Here is a 22,833-nt window from a genome sequence, read left to right on the forward strand (position 1 = left end):
GGCGTGCTTACTTGGAGGTGGAAGTCCTCTACTCGCCCGACAAGGGGAAGAGTTAGCTGAAGGCAAGGGTGTCGCGGGCGACTGCGAATCTGGAGGAAGCCGAAGGCAAAGCGCTGGCCTGACGAACAGGAAGCGGATATGAGGCGGCGTAGCCGGGTGAGATGTCAAATATCATCAAAGCCCGATACTTGTCCGGAAGGCTATGACGTAGATCCGACAGGCATAAGCGTGAAGGTAGGTGCGCAATACCCAATGGAATGGACGCTCCCACCCGTAACGGCATCAAATGTGCCAAAGTGGAAATGTCGAATAACCACTTGAACCGAGGGGAGCGTCATCATGCAGATTACGACAATTGGCATCGATCTGGCAAAGAATGTGTTTCAGGTCCACGGCGTCGATGCGCAAGGTAAGGTTGTGCTCAAGAAGCAGCTTAAACGTGATCAGATGGCAAGCTTTTTTGTGAAGCTGCCGCCGTGCCTGATTGGTGTGGAAGCTTGCGGCAGCGCGCATTACTGGGCACGCAAGCTGCAGGCACTTGGCCATACGATTAAGCTCATGGCGCCGCAATTCGTCAAGCCCTACGTCAAGACGAACAAGCATGATGCGGCTGATGCCGAGGCGATATGCGAGGCGGTGTGCCGGCCGAACATGCGGTTTGTGCCGATCAAGAATGTTGAACAACAGGCTGTGCTGGCATTGCATCGTGTACGGCAGGGGCTGGTGAAAGCGAGGACTGCGCAAGCCAATCAGATCCGCGGCCTGTTGAGTGAATTCGGCTTGATCGTGCCGCAAGGGATAGCGTTCATCCATCAGCGCGTGCCGATGATGCTCGATGACGCGAAAGACGAGTTGCCGGGCGTATTCCGGGAATTGGTACTGCGCTTGCTGGATCATCTCAAGGATCTGGACCGACAGGTGAAAGAGATGGAAGTGCAGATCCAAACTTGGCACCGTTCCAATGCACTGTCTCGTAAGCTGGAGAAGATCCCAGGCATTGGCCCAATCACGGCCAGTGCGCTAGTGGCGTCGATTGGAGATGCGAAGAACTTTGCGAACGGCCGACAACTGGGAGCGTGGCTTGGGCTTGTGCCCAAACAGCACTCAACAGGTGGGAAGACGAATTTGCAGGGAATTAGCAAGCGAGGCGACACGTATTTGCGCACATTGCTTATACACGGCGCCAGAGCAGTAATTCGGTATGCCGAGGGGAAGCCTAACGAGCAGGGATGGCTTCATAGACTGCTGGCCCGGCGTAATAAGAATGTCGCGGCGGTCGCGCTAGCCAACAAGAATGCCAGAACTGTGTGGGCGTTGCTTGCGCACGATAGGGAGTTCCGCCCCGGTTACGCGGCCGCGTAATCGGAGCGGCTCAAGGAAATAAGGCAGGCAGTAACGGCAGCACCAGGCAGTTGATTCTACCGATTGCACAGGCAATCAAGAATGATGGCAAACAGGTTAGACCGTGGTTGGTAAAGTCCTAGTCTCCCCAGGCACCATGAGTGCGATTACCCGATTGAGACACCAACCAGCACATTCCATCAGGGACAGTGGCAGAAGCCACAGCTAAAGTCCGAATGTACGGGTGCAATCTTTACTTCGCGTCATCATGAATTGAGGGCTTGGCAAACCGGGAGCGTCCATGTACGGGGAGATCTGCATGCGTGCCTAGTGCTACCGACATCGAGAGGTGTTGGGATGCGTATGCAGAAGTCAGCAGAGGGCATAGTAGGTCGAGGACGAGGCGGCGAGCCGGAGAGAGCCATGACTGAAGGCCTGAACATTGAACAACGCGATTAGGACATCCGACCTCGATGCAAATCGATGACGCAACAAGGCAGGCAACTGCGCCCGACACGGAGAGAGACGAACGGATTTCGTCGATGGCCGGGTCGGGTGCCGAGGTTGGCACGGCGGCGGATGGGCAAACGAAAGCGGAAGGACTGCGGCAGATGGACGTCGTGGTCGAACGTCACAACCTGTGGCGAGCGTATGAGCGGGTCATGCAGAACAAGGGTGCAGCGGGAGTCGATGGACTCACTGTGTTCGAATTCAAGGCGTGGCTGCAACAGCACTGGCCAAGCGTCAAGACAGCGCTACTGGCAGGCAACTATATACCGGCGGCGATCCGCAAAGTGGAGATACCCAAGCCCAACGGCGGGGTACGCACACTGGGCATCCCGACGGTGTTGGATCGCCTGATCCAGCAAGCGCTGTTGCAAGTCCTGCAACCAGAGTTCGAACCTGAATTCTCCGAACATAGCTATGGGTTCCGACCGGGCCGCAATGCATGGCAAGCGGTGCAACGAGCGCAAGGTTATATCAAGGAAGGCCGCCGCTGGGTGGTCGACCTCGACTTGGAGAAATTCTTCGACCGGGTGAACCACGACATTCTGATGTCGCGGATAGCCAGGAAAGTCAAAGATGAACGGGTATTGAAACTGATCCGTCGTTATCTGGAAGCGGGCATGATGTCGGCAGGGATCGTCAGCGCGAGGACGGAAGGTACGCCGCAGGGCGGCCCGCTGTCACCGTTGTTGTCGAACATCCTGCTGACGGACTTGGACCGCGAACTGGAGCGGCGGGAACACCGGTTCTGCCGTTACGCCGATGACTGCAACATTTACGTCAAAAGCGAAGCGGCAGGACGGCATGCGATGGCTGCGATTACCGGCTATCTGGAGAAGAAATTAAAACTTCAGGTCAACCGGGACAAGAGCGCCGTCGCACGGCCCTGGCAGCGGAAGTTTCTAGGTTACAGCGTCACTTGGCATAAGCAAGTCCGTCTTAAAATCGCCGATAGCAGTCTGAAGCGATTGAAAGACAGGGTGCGTGAAATCGTGGTCGGGAACGCCTCGCGCAATCTCGGCGAAACGATCGCAGCGCTCAACCCGGTGCTGCGTGGCTGGACATCGTACTTCCGCCTGACAGAGGTAAAAGGTGTGTTGGAGGAATTGGACGGATGGATTCGGCGCAAACTGCGCTGCCTGCTATGGCGGCAATGGAAGCGACCGTCCACCCGTAACAAGAAGCTGCAAGCCCAAGGTTTGGATAAGACGCGCGCATGGAAGTCGGCAAGCAACGGACGCGGCCACTGGTGGAACGCCGGAGCGAGTCATATGAACGCGGCGTATCCTAAACGCTTCTTTGATGTATTAGGGTTGGTTTCGCTGCTGGACACCCAGCGGCGCTTCCAGCGTGTTGAATGAACCGCCGTATGCGGAACCGCATGTACGGTGGTGTGAGAAGGCGACGGGGGTAATCCCGTCCCTTACTCGATTTATGTTCAAATCAATTCGCTAAATATCATCAACCGGTTCTAAGTCCGAGTTAGGCTAGTTCATGAAAAAACCTTCCGATCCTCAGTTTGCCAGCGCGTCTGCGCACGCAATTTTTTCTGCCATCGTGGCCGCACCGTTTGGCGCGATCGGCATTCGTACCGAAGCTGGCGTCATACGCGAGCTGGTGTACCTGCCAAAGTCATTTGCCGAAAAAGAACCGGCTGATGCGTTGACAGAACGTGCCGCACAACAGCTAGCCGAATATTTTCAACACCCGGATTTTCGTTTCGATTTGCCGCTGGCCGCCGTTGGCACCGCTTTCCAGCGTAAGGTCTGGGCGCAGATTGCAGCGATCCCGTGCGGTGACGTGCTGACCTACGGCGAGGTCGCACGGCTGGTGCAATCGGCGCCACGTGCGGTAGGCCAGGCCTGCGGCGCGAACTGGTTTCCGCTGGTGATCCCGTGTCATCGTGTGACCGCAGCCGGCGGGCTTGGGGGTTTTTCGCATCATGACCAAGTCGATGGCTTTCATTTGGGTGTAAAGCGCTGGTTGCTGGCACATGAAGGCGTAACAGACCTGTGAACTGCAAACTTGGCCCCGCTGACGTAAAACCGCGCTTAACCTCTGACAGTCAAATCGCTATCGACGAATTTTGCGATACCTTATGGCTGGAAGACGGGCTGGCGAAAAATTCGCTGGATGCTTATCGACGTGACATGCGCTTGTTTGCGCTATGGCTGCAAGCCGATCGACAAAAACCGCTGCTGGCAGCCGAGGCCGATGATCTGAACGCATATTTCGTCGCTAAAGTCGAAAGCAAAGCCACCTCGTCAAATCGGCGCCTGGCGGTGCTCAAGCGCTTCTATTTGCTGGCGCTGCGACAGAATCGCATCGCTATCGATCCTTGCCTGCATTTGCGTTCGGCCAAGCCGCCAGCGCGCTCTGTCAAGACTTTGTCGGAATCGCAAGTGGAAGCCTTGCTGGCGGCACCGGATGTCGGCACCGCGCTGGGTTTGCGCGACCGTACCATGCTGGAATTGATGTATGCCAGCGGCTTGCGGGTGTCGGAACTGGTGTTGTTGAAGTCGATCGAAGTTGGCATGAACGAAGGCGTGCTGCGCATTACCGGCAAGGGTGACAAGACCCGCCTGGTACCGTTTGGCGAGGAGGCGCGCAGCTGGATTGTGCGTTACCTGGAGCAGGCCCGTGCCGAAATCATGTCGGGTCAGGTCGATGATGCCTTGTTCGTCACCGCACGTGGCGGCCCGATGACGCGGCAAATGTTCTGGATTCTGATTAAAAAATATGCGGCACAGGCGGCGATCAATGCGCCATTGTCACCGCATACTTTGCGCCACGCGTTTGCCACACATCTGCTGAATCACGGCGCCGACTTGCGCGTAGTGCAACTATTGCTGGGACACGCCGATATTTCCACTACGCAAATTTATACCCATGTTGCCCGCGAACGCCTGAAAAAATTGCATGCGGAACATCATCCAAGAGGACGTTAGGGCGCTGCGTGAAGGTGTAATTCTGCCTCACGGCATTTGTTTCTCCTGTATCCTGTAATCCATCATTCCAAGTCTGTTAAAAGTAGTGTTTACCTAAGGGGGCCAAATTGGCAAAAACGAATTTTCAATACGAAAAGCGTCAGAAAGAGCTTGAAAAGAAAAAGAAAAAAGAAGAAAAGCTGAAGCGCAAAGCTGAAAAAGGTTCTGTAACAGACGATGACGCAAGCGCTATGCCGGACGATGCCAGCGAAGCGGAAACACCGGCTGAGCCAGTACCGGAACCAACTAAAACCACGCAGTCTTAATCGCCAACGCGACGACGCAATGGCAGGCCTGCCTCCAGGACAACTACTACCTTTGTTGCGCGATTCTGTTGAACCATCCTTTCAGGCCAGATTTTTATTGCGGAAAACATGGTCGACATGCTCCCCTTAATAGCGTTTTCAAATCGATGGTCCGAAGTGTGTTGGTTCGGGCCATTTTTGCGTTTCTAGTTCCAGCATGGCTAGAAAAGAGCATATTTCGGAAACTCCGGCGACGCAGTTCTTGCGGCGGCACGGAGTGGCCTATTCCAACCATCTTTACGCTTATGAGGAACACGGGGGCACCAATGTGTCTTCGCGCGAGCTCAATGTCGACGAGCATCATGTCGTAAAAACGCTGATTATGGAGGATGAGTCGACCAAGCCATTGATCGTGCTTATGCACGGAGATTGCAAAGTATCGACAAAGGATCTGGCGCGCCAGATTGGCTGCAAGAAAATCGCGCCGTGCAAGCCAGATGTGGCCAACCGGCATACAGGCTTTCTTGTAGGCGGCACAAGCCCGTTCGGCACCAAAAAGAAAATGCCGGTTTATATTGAAAAAACCATTTTCGATTTGCCACTGATTTACATAAACGGCGGCCGCCGTGGCTACCTTGTCGGTATCCCTCCGCACGAACTGATGCGCTTACTCGATCTGCATCTCGTCGAGGTGGCAATAAAATAGCGTCCTACTGATTGACGATTGAGAATTAGTACTCGTTGTGCTCAATCAAGATGTGGAACCGGCGCCGCATCTTCCGACTCCTCGTGATCATCCGATTCGGTAATTCTGCATCAACTATCCGACACCGTGATCAGTCTGCGCCTGTGTCCCGACGACAGACTGGAAAAGTTAAGGGTTGTACGATGGCTGCCCGCAGCCATCGTACAACCCTTAACTAACTCGGTCCTTCGCGAATGGTTCAAACCGACCTACTGCTGACATTCACACTTTCCAGAAGCGGGCACTAGTTACGCAATGAAGCAAAGCGCTTGCCCGAATTTATTTCAATAGCTATTTCTCCTGTGCTCCGTGCTTTAGGAAATATGCGGTTTTTCCTCCATCAGATGAAGAAAACTTCGTACCGTGAATTTCGTCTGATAAACCATTGACTTCAATTCCCTTTCCATCTTTCAGGAACACGAATGACATCGAGCATTCACTATCTTCATCCGATTCCGTGGCGACAGACCTAAGCGTCCTCGCTTGTTCAGGTGGTAGCTTACTCAAAAGAAACTGTCGAGCTGCGGAAGTTTGTCGACATTTGCCACTTTCCCAAGAGAAGTAGATCGATAGGCAGGAGACAAAGAGAAATACAGCCAAAAGGGACCAACCTACAAACTTCACGATTTCTATTGCTTTGTTTGCTATAACAGACCATTGCATTTTGTTTTCCAATCAACCGTCAATGGCGACTTTTGGCCGAGGGACGTCATTTAGTCATGTCTTTTGATTGCGATAATCGTCGACATCATATTTCGATTTACTCTGGACAGCCGTTCTGCGTACATCCAACGTAACTCTTCAAAGTTTCGATGCGCTGAAGCGCAGCTGCATAGAAATGTTACTCGTGGTGGAATAGCTAATGAATACTGCCATGGAAAAATTGCTAAGGCAATATCGAATAGGTCGGGTGCACGAAGGTCCGGAGTTGGCCGATAGCTCTGTATCTAAGTTTGGCTTTGGTACATCTGCTGTAGTTCATGCCAAATGGTCTCAAGAAGCATTGTCCGATACGCTGCCATGACGCACGCTTCAGTGCAGTTCGGCGAGTAGCGCCCCGGCCTCCTGCAGGTCCACGGTATCGAAACCTTCGGTGAACCAGCCGTAGATCTCGGCCAACATCTGGCGGGCGTCTCCCGGCTTGCCCTGTTGTCGCCACAGCCGGCTCAGGCCCATCACCGCGCGCAGCTCCAGCGATCGGGCGCCTTGCCGGCGGGCGATCGCGATCGCCTTCAGGAAGCAGGCTTCGGCTTCGTCCCGGCCGCCGGCCTCTGCCCCCTCGCGGCTCGGCTGCAGCAGCGTCAGCTCCCCCTTGAGCCGATACAGTTCCGCCTCGTACACGCGCTCTTCCGCTCGGTCCACCACGGCCAGCGCCTCGGCCAGCGTCTTCAGCCCTGCCTCGGCTTGTCCCGCTTTTCCGTAGGCTTCGGCCAGTAGCGCCAGGAAATGCGGCCGCCAAAGTTCCGCCCCGGTGGCACGGTAGGCGACCAAGCCCTGCTGCATCTTTTCGATGCCTTCTGCTGCGTGTCCCTGCTCGGCCAGCACCCAGCCGGAGAGGATGGTTCCGTAAGCCAACCAGAACGGGAAGCCGTGCTCGGTCGCGAGGGCGAGGAGTGCCTCCACCAGCTCGCGCGTCGGCTGCGCTTCGCGGCGGTGCAGATGAAGTTCGGCGGCAAAGATCAAGGCATCGGCCGAGGCAGGAGGCTGGGATAGGGTCTGCGCCAGAGCGAGCGCCGCCTGGCTGCGCGCGAGGGCTTGATCCGGATAGCCGAGCAGCCACAGGTCCCAGGCTACGAAGGCCAGCCCCAGCACGCCCGGCTCCAGTCCATAGGGTAAGGCAGGCGTGTGCTGCCGAGGGTCATACAGGGCCAGGGCTTGCTCCAGTTGTGTGCGGGCAGGCTCCAGCTCGCCGAGACTGAACAAGATGGCCCCCAACGCCCGATGGGCTTGCACGAGCAGCGCAGGGTCTCGCGCCTCTTGAGCGACGGCAAGGAGTTGCTCCCCCATCTTGCGTGCGGTCGGCAGCTCTCCACGGACTTGATAAAACGTGCGCAGCCCCAGCAGGGCGGGGAAGAGCTCGATCGTTTCCCCGAGCTGCCGGCTCAGCGCCAACGCGCGGGTATAGGTCTCTCCCACTTCCGGGGCCGCGTGCCCCTTGGTGGCCCTCCAGACCGGACCGAGCGTGATCTGGAGCGCGAGTTCCTGTCGTGCGCGCTCGGGAGCATCGGGCAGTGTCTTGAGCAAGGCCAGGGCCGTAGTAAGATGATTGACCGCTTCGGCATCGGCGGAGCGCTGCACTGCCTGGCGCCCGGCGCAGTGGAGGTATTCCACCGCCTTCGGCGCGTTGCCGCTGCGGCTGAAATGATGTGCCAATTCGCTGCAGTGCTCATCGAGCTGGGCGCTGAACAGGGCCTCGATCGCCTGCGCCGTGCGTTCATGCAGCGCACAGCGCCGCTCGCTCAGCAGCGCGCCGTAGGTCACCTCCTGGGTCAGCCCATGCTTGAAGCTGTACTCCACCTCGGGAAATCCCGGCTGCTCGTAGATGAACTCCCGGGCCTGCAGCCGCGTCAGCAGGCTCTTCAGCGTGTCTTCGGGCTGCAGGGCGACGCGCGCGAGCAGGCTCCAGGGAAATGTCTTGCCGATCACCGCCAGGGTCTGCAGCAGTGCCTTCTCGGCCGTCCCCAGGCGGTCGATGCGGGCAGCTAGCACCCCCTGCACGGTGGTCGGGATGTGCAGGGCGGTCGGGATCTGCTCAATACGGTAATGCCCGCACTCGCCGCGCAGCACCTGCTCCTCGACCAGCGTCTGCACCACTTCTTCGATGAAGAAGGGGTTGCCTTCGGTCTGCGCCAGGATCAAGTGCTCGAGCGGGGCGAGTCCGGCAGCGCCGCCCAGCACGGCTCGCAGCAGTTCCCGGGCTTCGGCTTCGCCCAGCGGATCCAGCCGCAGCTGAGTGTAGTAGCCCTTGTTGCTCCAGTCGTGCCGGTATTCGGGCCTGTAATTGACCAGCAGCAGGATGCGGGTGTTGGCCACGCTCTCGCCGAGAAAGCCGAGGAAGGCCTCGGTCTCGCTGTCGAGCCACTGCAGATCCTCGACGATTACCTCAAGCGGCTGGGCCAGGCTCTCGCGCACCAGGAGCCGCTTGATCGCCTCGAAGGTGTGCTGCCGGCGGATCTGGGGGGTCATCTGCGCCAGCGGCGAACTCGGATCGGTGACCCCTAGGAGGTGGAACAGATAAGGCAGGGTGTCTTCCAGCGCACGGTCAAGGGTCAGCACCTTGCCGGTGAGCTTCTCGCGTCGACGGCGCTCGTCGTCCTGTGCGGTGATCTGGCAGTAGTTCTTCAGCAGCTCGATCAGCGGCAGATACGGATAGGCCTTGCCGTGCGAGACCGAGAAGGTCTCCAGCACCAGGCAAGCGCGTGGCGCGTGCGGCTTGAACTCGTGGAACAGGCGCGACTTGCCGACCCCCGGCTCGCCGACCACGCCGACGATCTGCCCGTGCCCGGCCTGCGCCTGCGCCTGCGCTTCGCGCAGCCGCTCGAGTTCGCGGGCACGGCCGACGAAGCGCGCCAGCCCGCGGCTGGCCGCCACCTGCAGCCGCGTGCGCAGCGGACCGAGACCGAGCACTTCGAAGACAGCAAGCGGCTCGGGTAGTCCCTTGATCGGCGTCGCGCCGAGCACCTTGAAAGCGAAATAGCCCTCGGTCAGCTTGTGGGTGTGTTCGCTCGCGATGATCGAGCCGGGCACCGCGATGCCCTCCATGCGTGAAGCGATGTGGATCGAGTGCCCCACTGGGTCATAGTCGGTATGCAAGTCGTCGGTGTGGATCGCGCGTACCACCACTTCGCCGGAGTTGATGCCGACGCGGATCTGCAGCGCGATCCCCTGCGCGAGGCGCACGCGGTCGGCGTAGCGGCGCATGCCGTCTTGCATGCGCAGCGCCGCATAGAGCGCGCGCTGCGCATGATCTTCGTGCGCGATCGGCGCGCCGAACAGTGCCAGGATGCCATCGCCCATCGACTTGGCCACATAGCCTTCGTAGTGATGCACGGCCTCCATCATCAGCGCCAGCACCGGGTCGATCAGGCGGCGGGCGTCTTCGGGATCGAGGTCGTGAATCAGCGCGGTCGAGGCGGCCATGTCGGCGAACAGCGCGGTGACCGTCTTGCGCTCGCCATCCGCCGCGCCGCTGGCTTCCATGGCCGCCTGCGCCGCCCGGATGCGTTCGGCCAGATAGGGGGGCGTGTATTCTATGGGGGCGCTGGCCGCAAGCGCCGCGCTCGGGGGCGGCCCGCTCAACGGCGCACCGCATTCGCTGCAGAACTTGGCGCTTGCGCTCGCCTCGTGCCCGCAGGCTGGGCAGGCGCGCACCAGCATGCCGCCGCATTCTTCGCAGAACTTGGCAAGTGTCCGATTCTCGAACCCGCAGCTTGCGCAGCGCATAGGGATTACTCCCGCCTCCGGGGTTTTTCAAGGTTTAACAGTTCGTAAATCTTAGCACTTAGGCGGAATGGATGTTTTTGACTACATCCGCGAAATGGGCGCAGCTTCCACTCAAATCGTCGTGTCAACTTGCGGGCTGCCAACCCGGCATTAAAACCGCCTGCAGATGATGCAGAGGCCACATCAGGCGCGTCAGACCATCAGGTTGCTTAGGCACTAGAGGATCTTGCGATCCTCTGCCACAACATCATTGCGCAGGACACCAATGCCGTTGATCTCGACTTCGATCGTATCGCCTACGCTGATCGGGCCGACGCCGGCAGGCGTGCCGGTCATGATCATGTCGCCAGGGAGCAGCGTCATGTGGCGGCTAAGGTAGGAGATGATGGTGGACACTGAAAACAGAAGATCAGCCGTATTTCCGTCCTGCCGCACCACGCCGTTGACCCGGGTGACGATCTTCAGGTTCGTTGGGTCAAGCTCAGTGGCAATCACCGGCCCCATCGGGGCGAAAGTGTCGTACCCCTTGCCGGCAAGCAGGCAGCCGAACGCGCTTTCGCGGCGCTGCAGAACGCGGTCACTGATGTCGTTCCCACATGTATAACCAAGCACATGGTCAAGTGCCTGCGCCTCCGGCACATGCCGCGCCAGTTTCCCAATGACAACGACAAGCTCTCCCTCGAAGTGAATGTTTTCTCCGTCGGCCGGGTACACAATCGACTCGTCCGTACCAATGACAGTTGTACTCGGTTTCATAAAAAGAACCGGTAGATCGGGTAGCGCTTTGTTCGCTTCCTGGGAGTGCGCCTTGTAGTTGTAGGCCACTCCGAACACGCGCGGTTGATGTACCGGCGCCAGGATCCGAACCGAACCAAGCGCGTCCTTGACTCCGCTGGTGCGCAACTCATTGAACGGCGAATCCTCCAGGCGGGCGATCGTCGCATCGTCCTCGAGGATCCCGTAGTGGACGCGTCCGTCCAAAGCGTATCTGGCAATGTGTATGGATGACATAAAAAACCCTTTCAATGAAATAGTGTGCTAACGTTAGCAAATGATTCGCTTTCCGTCAACCGTTCACGAAATACCAAGATACAGAATAAGCTATCCAATTAATTTTTTATTCCCTATTGACAAAGAAGAGGTCGCTTTGTCAGAATATGTGCAAACGTTAGCAAAGGAGACATCCATGATAAGGACTCAACGTACCGGGCGCAACTTTCCGCACAAGCCCGGGTGCATAGCCTCAATTCCCATCCACACTATCAGCACCTGCGAGGGCATTCAATGAGCATGACATTGCTTGCGCAGTCGGCCCTCGGCGGCTTGCTGCACGGTGGCATCTACGCGTTGCTGGCTCTCGGCCTCAGCCTGAGCTGGGGTCTGCTGCGCCTGGTCAACCTGAGCCATTTCGCGTTGGCTTTCCTGGGCGCGTATCTCACCTATCATCTCGGGACCAATTTCGGCTTTCCGCCCTGGCTTTCGGTCGCGATCATTGCACCGGCATTCTTTCTGGCCGGTATCGCGCTGCACGCCGTGTTTGTGCGCTTCAAGGTCAGTGAGTTCGCCTCGATGCTGGTGACATTTGGCGTCACTATCCTGATCGAGTCGCTGATTCAATGGATCTGGTCGGCGGACTTTCGGTCGTATGAAACAAGCTACGCCCAGGAATCTCTTCATCTGGGCCCGCTGTTCGTGCCCCTGCTCGAATTGATCGCGTTCACCTGCGCTTGCGTGCTCGCTGCGGGTGCATGGTTGGGGCTGCACAGGACCTCGCTGGGCCGTGCGTTACGTGCCGCTGCGCATGACGGCCCCATCGCGGCGGCTTTCGGCATCAACGCGCGGCGCTTGTCCTATTTGCTCGCCGGTCTGTGCGCTGCGTCTGCCGGCGTCGCCGGCGTGTTCATCGCGCTTACCTCGACGCTGGCGCCATCGCAAATCGAAGCCTGGATAGGCGTCGTCTTCGCAGTCGTCATCATCGGCGGGCTGGGGAACCCGCTCGGCGCCCTCGCCGCTGGCGTGCTGATCGGCGTTTCCGAGGCAGTCACGATGGCCGCGGTCAATCCTGCCTGGGCGCCGCTGGTAGCGTTCTCGATTCTGATCATCCTTCTGCTGTGGAAACCAAAATGGCTCTGACCCGAAAACATATTACTGCTATGACGCTGGCGGCTATCGCGGCGCTGGTCGCGCTTCCCTACTCGGGGATCGCAGACTTCTACCTCTCGTATCTGTATGTCGTCTTCTTCTGGATCGCATTGGCCACCAGTTGGGGCATCCTGAGCGGATACGCAGGGTACTGGAGCTTCGGCCACGCAGCCTTCTTCGGTGCCGGGATCTATACAACGGCGACGCTGGCCGGCAAATGGGGGGTGCCGTTTCTCCTGACCATTCCGGCAGCGGCCGCCATTGCCGCGCTGCTTGCCACGGGAATCGGCCTGGTGGTGTTCCGCATCAAGAGCCTGCGCGCCGAGTTCTTCGCACTGCTGACGCTATCCGTGACCTTCGTCCTGGCGGCGATCATCTCCAATACATCGATTGATGGCGGTGCGGGAGTCTATCTCAGCAACGTATCCTTCCCGCAGTTCGGCGCGTCGGTGCCTGGCGCGATTTACCTGCTCGGACTGCTGCTTGCGCTCGCCGCTCTCGCTGTTTCGCGCTACGTACTCCGCTCCCGCCTGGGCGCCGGTCTGCTGGCGATCCATGACGACGAGGAAGTAGCGGAGGTGAAGGGCGTGCCGACGTTTCGCTACAAGCTGGCCGCCTTTGCCATCTCGTCGGCGATTGCCGGCGCAGCAGGGGCGATTCAGGCCGCATACGTCGGCTATGTCACTGTCGGCGAAACTTTTTCTATCACAGTGCCGCTGTACGTGGTCCTCATGAGCATTTTGGGCGGGGCGCGTCACTGGGCCGGGCCGGCCATCGGGGCCACACTCATTACCGTCGCACTGAGCAGCTTCGTTGGCGGAGGACATGCGGAACTCGGGCGCGCCGGCGTCGCGTTTGCGCTCATCGTGGTAATCCTGATGCTGCCGCAGGGGATCGTGCCCAGCCTGCTGCGCCGCATGCGGCATCCGGGCAAGACATCCGGCCTGGCTGCGGGCAAGCTGCTCAATCTCGTGCAAACAAGCTCGGCTGCAAGCGATGCCGGGCACGAGCGGGTGCTTTTGGAGTGCCGTGACGTTACAAAGTCGTTCGGCGGCATCCGGGCGCTGCGTGGCGTGAATCTGCAGGTCAAGGAGGGGGAAATCCTGGCGCTGGTCGGCCCGAACGGCTCCGGCAAGTCGACCCTGATCAACATGATCAGCGGACACTTCTCGCTGACCTCCGGCGCGATAGACTTTGAGGGCACGATGATAGCGGGCCTGCCGCCCCATGAGATCGCCCGTCGGGGCATCGCGCGAACCTACCAGATTCCGCGCCTCTTCGAACACCTGACCGTGCTGGAAAACGTTCGGCTCTGCGCTGCGTTTGGCCGCCAGGACTCGACAGCGGACGAGAGTCCCGAGGCGCTGGCCCGTCAATGGCTCGCGTTCACCGGGCTGGCGCACAAGGCGGACCTCCTGCCGCCGGCACTCAACCTGCATGAACGCAAGTTCGTCGAGTTCGCCCGTGCGCTCGCGGCCCGGCCCCGGCTGTTGCTCCTGGACGAAGTGCTTTGCGGGCTGACGCCGACGGAAGTCGACCAGGCTGTGGCAATGATCAAGAAGATCAGGGCGGGCGGCACCACCATCGTCTTCGTCGAGCACTTGATGCGTGCCGTCGTCGCGCTCGCCGATCGTGTCGCCGTGCTGGATCAGGGCACCTTGCTCGCTCTCGGTCCGCCGCGCGAGACCATGCAGGATCCAAGCGTTATCAGTGTCTACCTGGGAGCCGCCCATGCTGCTTGAAGTACGTAACCTCCATGTCGCCTATGGCGACGCCCCCGCCGCCTGGGATGTGAACCTGGATATCGATGCAGGCCAGATCGTCTCGGTGGTCGGGCCCAACGGCGCAGGCAAGAGCACCCTGATCAATGCCATTGCCGGCATCCTGCGGCCGACCCAGGGGCAGATTCGCATCGCGGGCGATGACATTGCGCGCATTCCCGGCCATCAGGTATGCGACCACGGTATTGCGATCGTCCCGGAAGGGCGCCGCCTGTTCACCCATATGAGCGTCCTCGAAAATCTCGAGCTCGGCAGCTATCGCCCTGCGGCGCGCGCATCCAGGGAGGAGACGCTCGAAGAGGTGTTCTCGCTGTTTCCGATCCTCAAGGAGCGACGCCACCAGATTTCCGGCACCATGTCCGGGGGGCAGCAGCAGATGGTAGCGATCGGCCGCGCGCTGATGGCCCGTCCCCGGCTGCTGTTGATGGATGAGCCCTCGCTGGGCCTGTCGCCGGCAATCGTCGACGATATGTTCCGGATCATCCGCATGATCAACGAGCGCCATGTCGCCGTCCTGCTGGTTGAACAGAACATCAACAAGGCGCTCGAAATCGCGCATCACGCCTATGTCATCGAGCAAGGGCGCATCGTCACGTCGGGCCAACCCGACGCATTGCTGAACAATCCACGCATACGGGAGGCCTATCTTGGCATCTGATCCATCCACCACTGAGGGCGTGCCGCTGGTGATTCGCCGCGTTGTCACCGGGCACGACCGGGCCGGCGCATCGATGGTTGCGCTCGATACCGCTCCGCCTCGCTCGGACGCGTTTTTGCACATCCCCGGGATGATGTCCCGTCTGCTCTGGGCAACCGAAGCGACGCCTGCGTTGCCGTTTGGCGGTGTCGATCCGACGCCGGCGGCAACGAGCATTGTTCCTCCGCTCGGCGGGACGCGTTTCCTGGTCGTCACGTTCCCGCCCGACAGCGTGTTTGCCATGCCAGGCTTCGACCCTGGCGCCGCCGCCGCAGAAAACATGGCCATCAGCCCTGGGCTGGCGGAACTGTTCGAACCCGATGGCATGCATGCCACGCCGACCGTCGACTACGGCATTGTTCTCGATGGCGAAATCTGGCTCGAACTGGATGAAGGCCGCGCGGAGCTTCTGCACCGGCACGATGTCGTCGTGCAGAACGGCACCCGTCATGCCTGGCGGAACAAAAGCGATCGTGCCGCAACGCTCGCGTTTGTTTTGATTGGAGCGAGTCGGCATGAGTGATCCGGCCCGTGTCTTCTTTTTAAGCCGTATTTCGATTTGCAGGCTGCGTTCTTTAGCGCGTAGCTGCTACACACAGCACTAACATCAAGACAGGAGTTTTTATGACTGATACAAGAATCGTTCGCTTGCATGGACGGCGCGTATGGGATTCACGCGGACGGCCAACGCTGGAAGCGGAAGTCACGCTGGGAAGCGGCATCAGTGGCCGCGCCATCGCTCCCGCCGGCGCATCCACCGGCAGCGGCGAGGCGCTCGACCTGCGCGATGGAGGCAGTCCTTTCGGCGGACTCGATGTGACCAAGGCGCTTGCCTCGGTCAATGACGAAATCGCCCGCGCTCTTGCAGGAATGGATGTGCGCGACCAGGCCGGGATCGATCAACGCCTGGTGGCGCTCGACGGCACACCGAACCGCAGCCGCCTGGGCGGCAACGCAATCGTCGCCACGTCGATGGCGGTGCTGCACGCCGCTGCCGCGGCAGCCGGGCAGCCCGTGTGGCGCTACCTCGCCGGCGAGCGCCCGGTGCGCATGCCGCTGCCTGAAATACAAATCTTCGGCGGCGGCGCCCACGCGGCCCGCCGCGTCGATGTGCAGGATTTCATGGTGATGTGCCCCGCCGCGAACAGCTTCAGCGAGGCGCTTGAGTGGACTGCGGAGGTCTACCGCGCCGCCGGTGTCCTGATGAAAAAGGCGGGCAAGTTGCAGGGAGTGGCAGACGAGGGCGGCTATTGGCCGGCCTTTGACAGCAATGAAGAAGCGCTCGACACCCTGGTGCAGGCCATCACCGATGCCGGGTTGCGTCCTGGCAAGGACGCCGGCATCTCGCTCGATATCGCAGCATCCGAATTCGGCCGCAATGGACGCTATGTGCTCGCGCTGGACGGCCGCAGCCTCGGGACGGACGACATGATCGACATGCTGGGCGGCTGGCTCGACACCTATCCGATCCTGTCGATCGAGGATCCGCTCGCCGAGGATGATCCGTCGGGCTTCCGCCGCTTCACTGAGAAATATGGCGCGCGATGCCAGATTATCGGTGACGATTTCTTGGTGACGAACGCGGCCCGGGTAGAGGCTGCGGCCGCCGAACACACCACAAACGCAGTGCTGATCAAGCCGAACCAGGCCGGCACCGTGACTGAGGCGCACGCTGCGCTGCTGGCCGGCAAGGCGGCCGGATTCGGGACCATCGTCTCGGCGCGTTCGGGCGAGAGCGAGGATGTGACCATCGCCCACCTCTCCATCGGCTGGGACGCCGGTCAACTCAAGGTGGGCTCGTTCTCCCGCTCCGAGCGCATGGCGAAGTGGAACGAGGTGCTGCGCATCGAGGAATCGCTGGGCCGCGACGCGGCGTTCAGCGGATGGTCCGCGCTGCCGTTCCGGCATCACTCGCAGTGAACGGCGGCTCAATTTCATCAACACGGCGCAAGCCAAACCAAGAGGTTATTTGCCATGACTACAATTCAATTAATCGGCATTTCGGGAAGCTTGCGGCAGGCTTCGAGCAATACTGCCGTCCTGCGCACGCTGCAGGAGTCGCTGCCGGCCGGCGTCGAAATGACGCTTCTGCCGCTCGACAGCATTCCCTTTTACAACCAGGATCTGGACGGCGCCAATCCTCCAGAAGCCGTACGGGACTTCAAGCAGTCCATCGCAGCATGTGACGGGATCGTGATCTGCTCTCCCGAATACAATTTCGGTATGTCCGGCGTCCTGAAGAACGCGCTCGATTGGGCATCGCGGCCCGCCTTCGCGTCACCGCTGAAGTCCAAGCCGGTTCTTCTGATGACATGTTCGCCCGCGTTCACCGGCGGCGTTCGCGCGCAGGCGCAGTTGCGCGAGACACTGAGCGGCACCCTGTCGCGCGTGATTGCGCGGCCGCCGGTCGTGATCGCCGGGATTCACACCAAGATCGAAAACGGGCGACTCACCGACGAGGCCAACCTGAAATTTGCGCTCGATGCCGTCAATGACCTGGTTGCAGAGGTCGTCATGGTACGCGCTGCGCAGGCCTTGAATTAACGCAAATGTGATATTCCCTCTTTCCGCCACCAACAATCGCGAGGACTTTATGTTACCTGCCGTCAATCTCCGGCCACCGTTCAATATCACACGTGCCAGCCACGTCGTGCTGCACGTCGCCGACCTGGCCAAGAGCCGGGATTTCTATGTCAACATCGTCGGGCTGGTCGTCTCGGAAGAGACCGACGACACCTGCTACCTGCGCGGGCTGGCCGAAGCTTGCCATCACAGCATGGTGCTGGTGCAGACCCGGGGCGAAGCAACCTGCAAGCGCATCGGCTTTCGGGTGTTCTTCGAGGAAGACCTGGACCTCGCCTACCAGTTCTTCAAGGCCGAAGGGCTGCCCGCCGAGTGGGTTGAGATCGCGCATCAGGGGCGTACGCTGCACGTCTCCGATCCCTTCGGCACGAAGATCGAGTTGTGCGCGCAAATGGAGACCCGCCCGCGACTCTTCCTCGAGATCGAGAAATTCAAAGGCGCGCACGCCCAGCGCCTTGACCACTACCAGATTTTCTCGCCGGACACCTACGCATCGTGCGCGTTCTACAGCAGGCTGGGCTTCCGCAACTCCGAGTATCTGGCGCACGGCGACAAACTGCTGGGCGCCTTCATGTACCGCAAGGGCACCTGCCTGGACCTGGCTATCGTCCAGAACGACGGTCCGTGCCTGCATCACTTCGCCTACACCGTGTCCGAGTCGCACAACATCTTCACCGCCTGCGACCTGGCCGGCATCTACGGCTATGCGCATGAGGTGGAGCGCGGCCCCGGCCGCCACGGTCCCGGCGGCATGCTGTTCGTGTATCTGCGCGACCCGGATGGCCACCGTGTGGAACTGTTCAACAGCCATTATCAGACCATCGATATCGAGATCGAGCCGGTGCGCTGGGATGCCGCCACGCTCAGCACCAACGTGCGCTGGGGGCTGCCGGCGCCCCATCGCTGGTACTTCGAGGCCACCAGATTCGAAGGCGCCCCGATGATCGAAACTGCCTCCAAACCCACGCCCGAAACGCTCGAGACTTACGTGCAGAAGCTTTCGGCAAAAAACTGACCAGCAAAGGATAAAGATCAAATGGCACGCGTCAAATACCTCCAGCGCTCGGACCTCGAAGGCGCCAACGATGCCCTCTTCGACAGGCTCGAACGCGAACGCAAGGTCCCTACCGCAAACATCTTCCGGGCGCTCGCGAACGCGCCGGCACTGCTGGACCAGTTTCTGTCCTATGCGAATGCGATAAGAAGCTCTGAAATCAGCCCCAAGCTGCGTGAAATGGCGATCCTCACCGTCGGACACTGCACCACATCCGAGTACGAGATCGCACACCATCAGTCGCATGGCCTGAAGGCGGGCATCAGCCCGGAACAGCTCAAGGCCATTCCCGACTTTGAAACCTCGCCGCTCTTCAACGCCGAAGAACGCGCAGTGATGGCGCTGGCCAAGGAGTCCACCTTGCACGTGAATGTCAGCGCGCAGACCTGGGACCGGTTGGCCGCATTCATGAACGAGCGTCAACAGGTCGAACTGGTGCTCAACATTGCCTGGTACAACTCCGGCGTGCGCATCATGGGGGCGCTCGCCATCGAACTGGAAGACGGGTATCGCTGATGGTGGCGGCTTGCCTGGCGTTCTTATCCTGAGTTTGCATATTCGAGGAGACTTTGATGGACAAAACAAAATTGCAACAGCAGCGGCGCACGTTCCTTGCAGGGGCCGGCGCGCTGGCCCTGTCGTTCGGCCTGCCGGCGTTCGCGCAGGATAGCAAGGCGCCGATCCGGGTTGGCGGCACGCTTCCTCTTACCGGACCGCTCGCCAGTGTGGGCGGCATTCACAAGATCGCCGGCGAGGTGTTCGTCGACCTGATCAACAAGCGCGGCGGACTGTTGGGCCGCAAGCTCGAATGGGTGCTGCTCGATGACCAGTCCCAGCCTGCCAACGCCCGTACCCTGTACGAGCGCCTGATCACCGCGGAGAAAGTCGATCTGTTGATGGGGCCCTATGGCACCAGCGCGATCATCGCCGCGATGGGTGTCGCGCAGCGCTTCGGCAAGCTATTCATACAGAGCAGCCTCGGGGACCCGAGCCTGGCGCAATACGACATGCAGTTCCCGGCTCTGCCGCTCGGCCCCGATCCGCGCACAGCCGATACCGAGGTGCTGCTCGATGCATACGCCAGTACCTCCGCGCCGCCCAAAACCATCGCCTTCATCACGAGCAAGTTCCCATCTGCGCTCGATCTTGCCAAAGGGGGGCAGGAGGTGGCAGCCAGGCATGGTTTGAAAAACGTGCTCTCTTTGGAGTACGAATTCGGCACGCGTGACTTCGGCGGGATTGCCGCCCGCATCAAGGATGCCAATCCAGACCTGCTGTGGTCGGGCGCCATCGGCCTGGAGGCTACCCAATTGCTCGATGCCATGAAACGCATCGACTACCTGCCGCGCCGTCACTTCTACCTGTTCCCGGCGCCGGGTCCGACCGTTGGGCATTCTCAATCCAACGGCCTGACCAGCCTTACCTGGTTCGAGGATCATGCGCCATTCACCCAAAATGCAGGGGCCGCTGAATTCATTGCGCTCTATATCGAGCGCGCGAAGGCCGCTGGATTGCCGTGGCCGCATGTCGACTACCAGGCCGCATCCGAGTTCGCTGCCTGGCAGATCCTGGAAGCTGCAGCGCGAGCGGTCGGCCGCCTCGACGACAAGGCAATGGCGGCATGGCTCAAGTCCCACCAGGTCAATACCGTACTCGGCGCCCGCCGTTTCGACGGGAAGTTCAACAGCGGTACGGCCGACACCAAAATAAAGCAGGTACAGAATGGAAAGTGGGTCACGGTATGGCCCGCCAAATTCCGGCCTCAGGGGGTTGCCTTCGCATCCCCCTGAGATACACATCTACATATGAAAGAGGTTAACTATGGACAGAACAATGGTTGCAGCGCGGCTGCACGCTCTCGGCACCCCGATGACGCTCGACACGATCCCGGTTCCCAAGCCACGTCCGACGGACGTATTGGTCAGGGTCAAGGCATGCGGCATCGTCCCCAACATGGCCAATGTGATCAACAATTGGCCGACCTGGTTTCCGCACCAGCCGCTGGCGAAGTTTCCGGCCATCTTCGGCCTGGACCCCGCAGGGGTGATCGAAGAGGTGGGTGAGGCGGTCATCAATGCCAAGCCCGGAGATCGGGTGTATGTGAGTCCGCTACGCTCTTGCGGTTCCTGCAAGGCATGCCGGGCAGGGCAGCGCAGCCAGTGCCGGTATTACACCCTCAACGGCTACTTCAGCACCAGCCGCGACGGGCAGCGCATTTTCGATCTGTATCCGTATGGCGGTTTCAGCGAATACATGACCGCGCCGGAGTATGCCATCGTCAATATTCCTGACAATCTCAGCTTCGAGCAGGCCGGCAGATTCGGCTACCTGGGCACCTCGTATGGCGCCTTGAAGAATGCCGGCGCCGGTCCCGGCCAGGTAGCGCTGATCGACGGTATTACCGGCACGCTCGGGGTGGCCGCGACCGTGCTCGGCCTGGCGATGGGTCTGTCGCGCATTCTCGGCACCGGGCGTGACGAACGCTTGCTCCAGCGCGTAAAGGCGCTCGCGCCGGATCGCATCGAAGTCATGCGGCTGGGCGAGGGCTCCACCGGCGACTGGGCAAAATCGCTCACCGGCGGCGAGGGCGCCGATTTCGCCATCAGCGCGTTGGGCGCTAAGGCGCCTGCGGCAACCATGCTCGATTCGATGAAAGGCGTACGCCGCGGCGGCAAGATAGTCAATGTGGGCGGCGTGGCGGAGGACCTGCCGATCGACGTGAAGTGGCTGATGGACGAGCAGATTCATTTGATCGGCTCGAACTGGTTCACGACAGCGCAAGGTCAGGAGATGGCTGACATGGTCAGCACCGGCACGATCGACCTGTCATATCTTGAACATCGCATCTTCCCGCTGTCGGATGTCAACGAGGCAATCTCCGGCCTGAAGGATCGCGACGGCGGCTTCAGTAACTACGTCGTGATTCCCTGAGGTTTGCGACTCTGCCCCGCCTGACCAGCCTATAGCGGTGATCGAGAAATGGCAGGCGGATTGATGGACTGCGCAAAAGCCCTGGCCACCGGCAAGGGCTTTTGTTTTTTATGCTGTACGGGACTTCAAGGAGGAGACTGTTTAATGAACAAAACAAAATTGCAACAGCAGCGGCGTGCGTTGCTGGCAGGAGCCGGCGCTCTGGCCCTGTCGTTCGGCCTGCCGGCGTTCGCGCAGGATAACAAGGCGCCGATCCGGGTTGGCGGCACGCTTCCCCTTACCGGACCGCTCGCCAATTTGGGCGGCATTCACAAGATCGCCGGCGAGGTGTTCGTCGACCTGATCAACAAGCGCGGCGGACTGTTGGGCCGCAAGCTCGAATGGGTGCTGCTCGACGACCAGTCCCAGCCCGCCAATACCCGCACCCTGTACGAGCGCCTGATCAGCGCGGAGAAAGTCGATCTGTTGATGGGGCCCTATGGCACCAGCGCGATCACCGCCGCGATGGGTGTCGCGCAACGCTTCGGCAAGTTATTCATACAGAGCAGCCTCGGGGATCCGAGACTGGCGGCATACTATATGCAGTTCCCTAGCTTGCCGATCGGCCCCGATCCGCGCACGGCCGATACCGAGGTGCTGCTCGATGCGTACGCCAGTACCCCCACGCCGCCCAAAACCATCGCCTTCATCACGAGCAAGTTCCCATCTGCGCTCGATCTTGCCAAAGGGGGGCAGGAGGTGGCTGCCAGGCGCGGATTGAAGACTGTGCTCTCGTTGGAGTACGAATTCGGCACGCGCGATTTCGGCGGGATTGCCGCCCGCATCAAGGATGCCAATCCAGACCTGCTGTGGTCGGGCGCCATCGGCCTGGAGGCCACCCAATTGCTCGATGCCATGCAACGCATCGACTACCTGCCGCGCCGTCACTTCTACCTGTTCCCGGCACCGGGTCCGACCGTTGCGCATTCCCAGGCCAATGGCCTGACCAGTCTCACCTGGTTCGAGGAGCACGCGCCGTTCACTGAATATACCGGCGCCGCCGAATTCATTGCGCTCTATACCGAGCGCGCGAAGGCCGCCGGACTGCCGTGGCCGCATGTCGACTACCAGGCCGCATCCGAGTTCGCGGCCTGGCAGATACTGGAAGCTGCCGCCACCGCCGTCCGCCGTCTCGACGACAATGCCATGGCAGGATGGCTCTGGATCAACCAGGTAAACACCGTACTTGGACCGCGCCGATTCGACGGCAGGTGCAACAGCGGTGCAACCGATACCAAAATAAAGCAGGTACAGAATGGAACGTGGGTCACTGTATGGCCCGCCAAATTTCGCCCTCAGGGAACTGCCTTCGTCGCTTCCTGAGGTACCCGGCTCAGG

21 protein-coding genes are annotated in these 22,833 nt (G+C 60.1%); 18 read left to right on the forward strand and 3 right to left on the reverse strand.

Annotated elements, in window-relative coordinates; all coding sequences use genetic code 11:
- The first annotated feature begins 339 nt into the window (after positions 1–339).
- The 6 genes from AC3CHX_RS02380 to ybaK all read left to right on the forward strand — a co-directional run bounded on the left by AC3CHX_RS02380 (position 340) and on the right by ybaK (position 5,786).
- A complete protein-coding gene (locus AC3CHX_RS02380; RefSeq protein WP_488642509.1) occupies positions 340–1,362 on the forward strand; it encodes an IS110 family RNA-guided transposase in 1,023 nt (340 codons plus the stop codon).
- Between the two features lie 452 nt (positions 1,363–1,814).
- Positions 1,815–3,209 (forward strand): group II intron reverse transcriptase/maturase, encoded by a 1,395-nt coding sequence (gene ltrA, locus AC3CHX_RS02385; RefSeq protein WP_488629011.1) that lies wholly within the window; start codon positions 1,815–1,817, stop codon positions 3,207–3,209.
- 133 nt (positions 3,210–3,342) lie between these two features.
- Positions 3,343–3,864 (forward strand): methylated-DNA--[protein]-cysteine S-methyltransferase, encoded by a 522-nt coding sequence (locus AC3CHX_RS02390; RefSeq protein WP_488642510.1) that lies wholly within the window; start codon positions 3,343–3,345, stop codon positions 3,862–3,864.
- On the forward strand, positions 3,861–4,796 hold the full coding sequence (gene xerD / locus AC3CHX_RS02395; RefSeq protein WP_488642511.1) for a site-specific tyrosine recombinase XerD: 936 nt from the start codon (positions 3,861–3,863) through the stop codon (positions 4,794–4,796). The genes AC3CHX_RS02390 and xerD overlap by 4 nt, the downstream gene beginning before the upstream one ends.
- A 107-nt stretch (positions 4,797–4,903) precedes the next feature.
- Positions 4,904–5,101, forward strand: a complete 198-nt coding sequence (locus AC3CHX_RS02400) for a hypothetical protein (protein ID WP_488642512.1) — start codon at positions 4,904–4,906, stop codon at positions 5,099–5,101.
- A gap of 196 nt (positions 5,102–5,297) precedes the next feature.
- On the forward strand, positions 5,298–5,786 hold the full coding sequence (ybaK, locus tag AC3CHX_RS02405; protein WP_488642513.1) for a Cys-tRNA(Pro) deacylase: 489 nt from the start codon (positions 5,298–5,300) through the stop codon (positions 5,784–5,786).
- Positions 5,787–6,116: 330 nt separating this feature from the next.
- Here the strand turns inward: ybaK and AC3CHX_RS02410 are convergent, their stop codons facing one another.
- Complete coding sequence (locus AC3CHX_RS02410) at positions 6,117–6,488, reverse strand: hypothetical protein (protein ID WP_488642514.1); 372 nt, start codon at positions 6,486–6,488, stop codon at positions 6,117–6,119.
- 199 nt (positions 6,489–6,687) lie between these two features.
- On the opposite strand from AC3CHX_RS02410, the gene AC3CHX_RS02415 reads away from it, so the two are divergent.
- Positions 6,688–6,849, forward strand: a complete 162-nt coding sequence (locus AC3CHX_RS02415; protein WP_488642515.1) for a hypothetical protein — start codon at positions 6,688–6,690, stop codon at positions 6,847–6,849.
- An 8-nt stretch (positions 6,850–6,857) separates the two neighbouring features.
- Here AC3CHX_RS02415 and AC3CHX_RS02420 read toward each other — a convergent pair whose 3' ends face one another.
- A complete protein-coding gene (locus AC3CHX_RS02420; protein ID WP_488642516.1) occupies positions 6,858–10,268 on the reverse strand; it encodes an AAA family ATPase in 3,411 nt (1,136 codons plus the stop codon).
- A 216-nt stretch (positions 10,269–10,484) separates the two neighbouring features.
- The gene (locus AC3CHX_RS02425) at positions 10,485–11,279 is read right to left on the reverse strand and encodes a fumarylacetoacetate hydrolase family protein (protein WP_488642517.1); all 795 of its coding nucleotides are present in this window, start codon (positions 11,277–11,279) and stop codon (positions 10,485–10,487) included.
- A 273-nt stretch (positions 11,280–11,552) separates the two neighbouring features.
- On the opposite strand from AC3CHX_RS02425, the gene AC3CHX_RS02430 reads away from it, so the two are divergent.
- The 11 genes from AC3CHX_RS02430 (at position 11,553) to AC3CHX_RS02480 (ending at position 22,818) form a co-directional block, all read left to right on the forward strand.
- The gene (locus AC3CHX_RS02430; RefSeq protein ID WP_488642518.1) at positions 11,553–12,401 is read left to right on the forward strand and encodes a branched-chain amino acid ABC transporter permease; all 849 of its coding nucleotides are present in this window, start codon (positions 11,553–11,555) and stop codon (positions 12,399–12,401) included.
- The gene (locus AC3CHX_RS02435; protein WP_488642519.1) at positions 12,392–14,152 is read left to right on the forward strand and encodes a branched-chain amino acid ABC transporter ATP-binding protein/permease; all 1,761 of its coding nucleotides are present in this window, start codon (positions 12,392–12,394) and stop codon (positions 14,150–14,152) included. The genes AC3CHX_RS02430 and AC3CHX_RS02435 overlap by 10 nt, the downstream gene beginning before the upstream one ends.
- Positions 14,142–14,849, forward strand: coding sequence for an ABC transporter ATP-binding protein (locus AC3CHX_RS02440; RefSeq protein WP_488642520.1), 708 nt, complete (start codon positions 14,142–14,144; stop codon positions 14,847–14,849). The genes AC3CHX_RS02435 and AC3CHX_RS02440 overlap by 11 nt, the downstream gene beginning before the upstream one ends.
- Positions 14,839–15,411, forward strand: coding sequence for a cupin domain-containing protein (locus tag AC3CHX_RS02445; protein ID WP_488642521.1), 573 nt, complete (start codon positions 14,839–14,841; stop codon positions 15,409–15,411). Before AC3CHX_RS02440 ends, AC3CHX_RS02445 begins: the two co-directional genes overlap by 11 nt.
- Positions 15,412–15,512: 101 nt before the next feature.
- Positions 15,513–16,808: a phosphopyruvate hydratase gene (gene eno / locus AC3CHX_RS02450; RefSeq protein WP_488642522.1), complete on the forward strand. Its 1,296-nt coding sequence runs from the start codon at positions 15,513–15,515 to the stop codon at positions 16,806–16,808.
- A 54-nt stretch (positions 16,809–16,862) separates the two neighbouring features.
- A complete protein-coding gene (locus tag AC3CHX_RS02455) occupies positions 16,863–17,432 on the forward strand; it encodes an NADPH-dependent FMN reductase (RefSeq protein ID WP_488642523.1) in 570 nt (189 codons plus the stop codon).
- 49 nt (positions 17,433–17,481) lie between these two features.
- A complete protein-coding gene (locus AC3CHX_RS02460; RefSeq protein WP_488642524.1) occupies positions 17,482–18,486 on the forward strand; it encodes a VOC family protein in 1,005 nt (334 codons plus the stop codon).
- A gap of 21 nt (positions 18,487–18,507) precedes the next feature.
- The gene (locus tag AC3CHX_RS02465) at positions 18,508–19,041 is read left to right on the forward strand and encodes a carboxymuconolactone decarboxylase family protein (RefSeq protein WP_488642525.1); all 534 of its coding nucleotides are present in this window, start codon (positions 18,508–18,510) and stop codon (positions 19,039–19,041) included.
- Between the two features lie 56 nt (positions 19,042–19,097).
- A complete protein-coding gene (locus AC3CHX_RS02470) occupies positions 19,098–20,315 on the forward strand; it encodes an amino acid ABC transporter substrate-binding protein (RefSeq protein WP_488642526.1) in 1,218 nt (405 codons plus the stop codon).
- Between the two features lie 31 nt (positions 20,316–20,346).
- Positions 20,347–21,456, forward strand: coding sequence for an alcohol dehydrogenase catalytic domain-containing protein (locus AC3CHX_RS02475; RefSeq protein ID WP_488642527.1), 1,110 nt, complete (start codon positions 20,347–20,349; stop codon positions 21,454–21,456).
- A 144-nt stretch (positions 21,457–21,600) separates the two neighbouring features.
- Positions 21,601–22,818 (forward strand): amino acid ABC transporter substrate-binding protein, encoded by a 1,218-nt coding sequence (locus AC3CHX_RS02480; protein WP_488642528.1) that lies wholly within the window; start codon positions 21,601–21,603, stop codon positions 22,816–22,818.
- Positions 22,819–22,833 lie beyond the last annotated feature (15 nt).

The sequence above is a fragment of the Glaciimonas sp. OK215 genome (genome assembly GCF_057787885.1).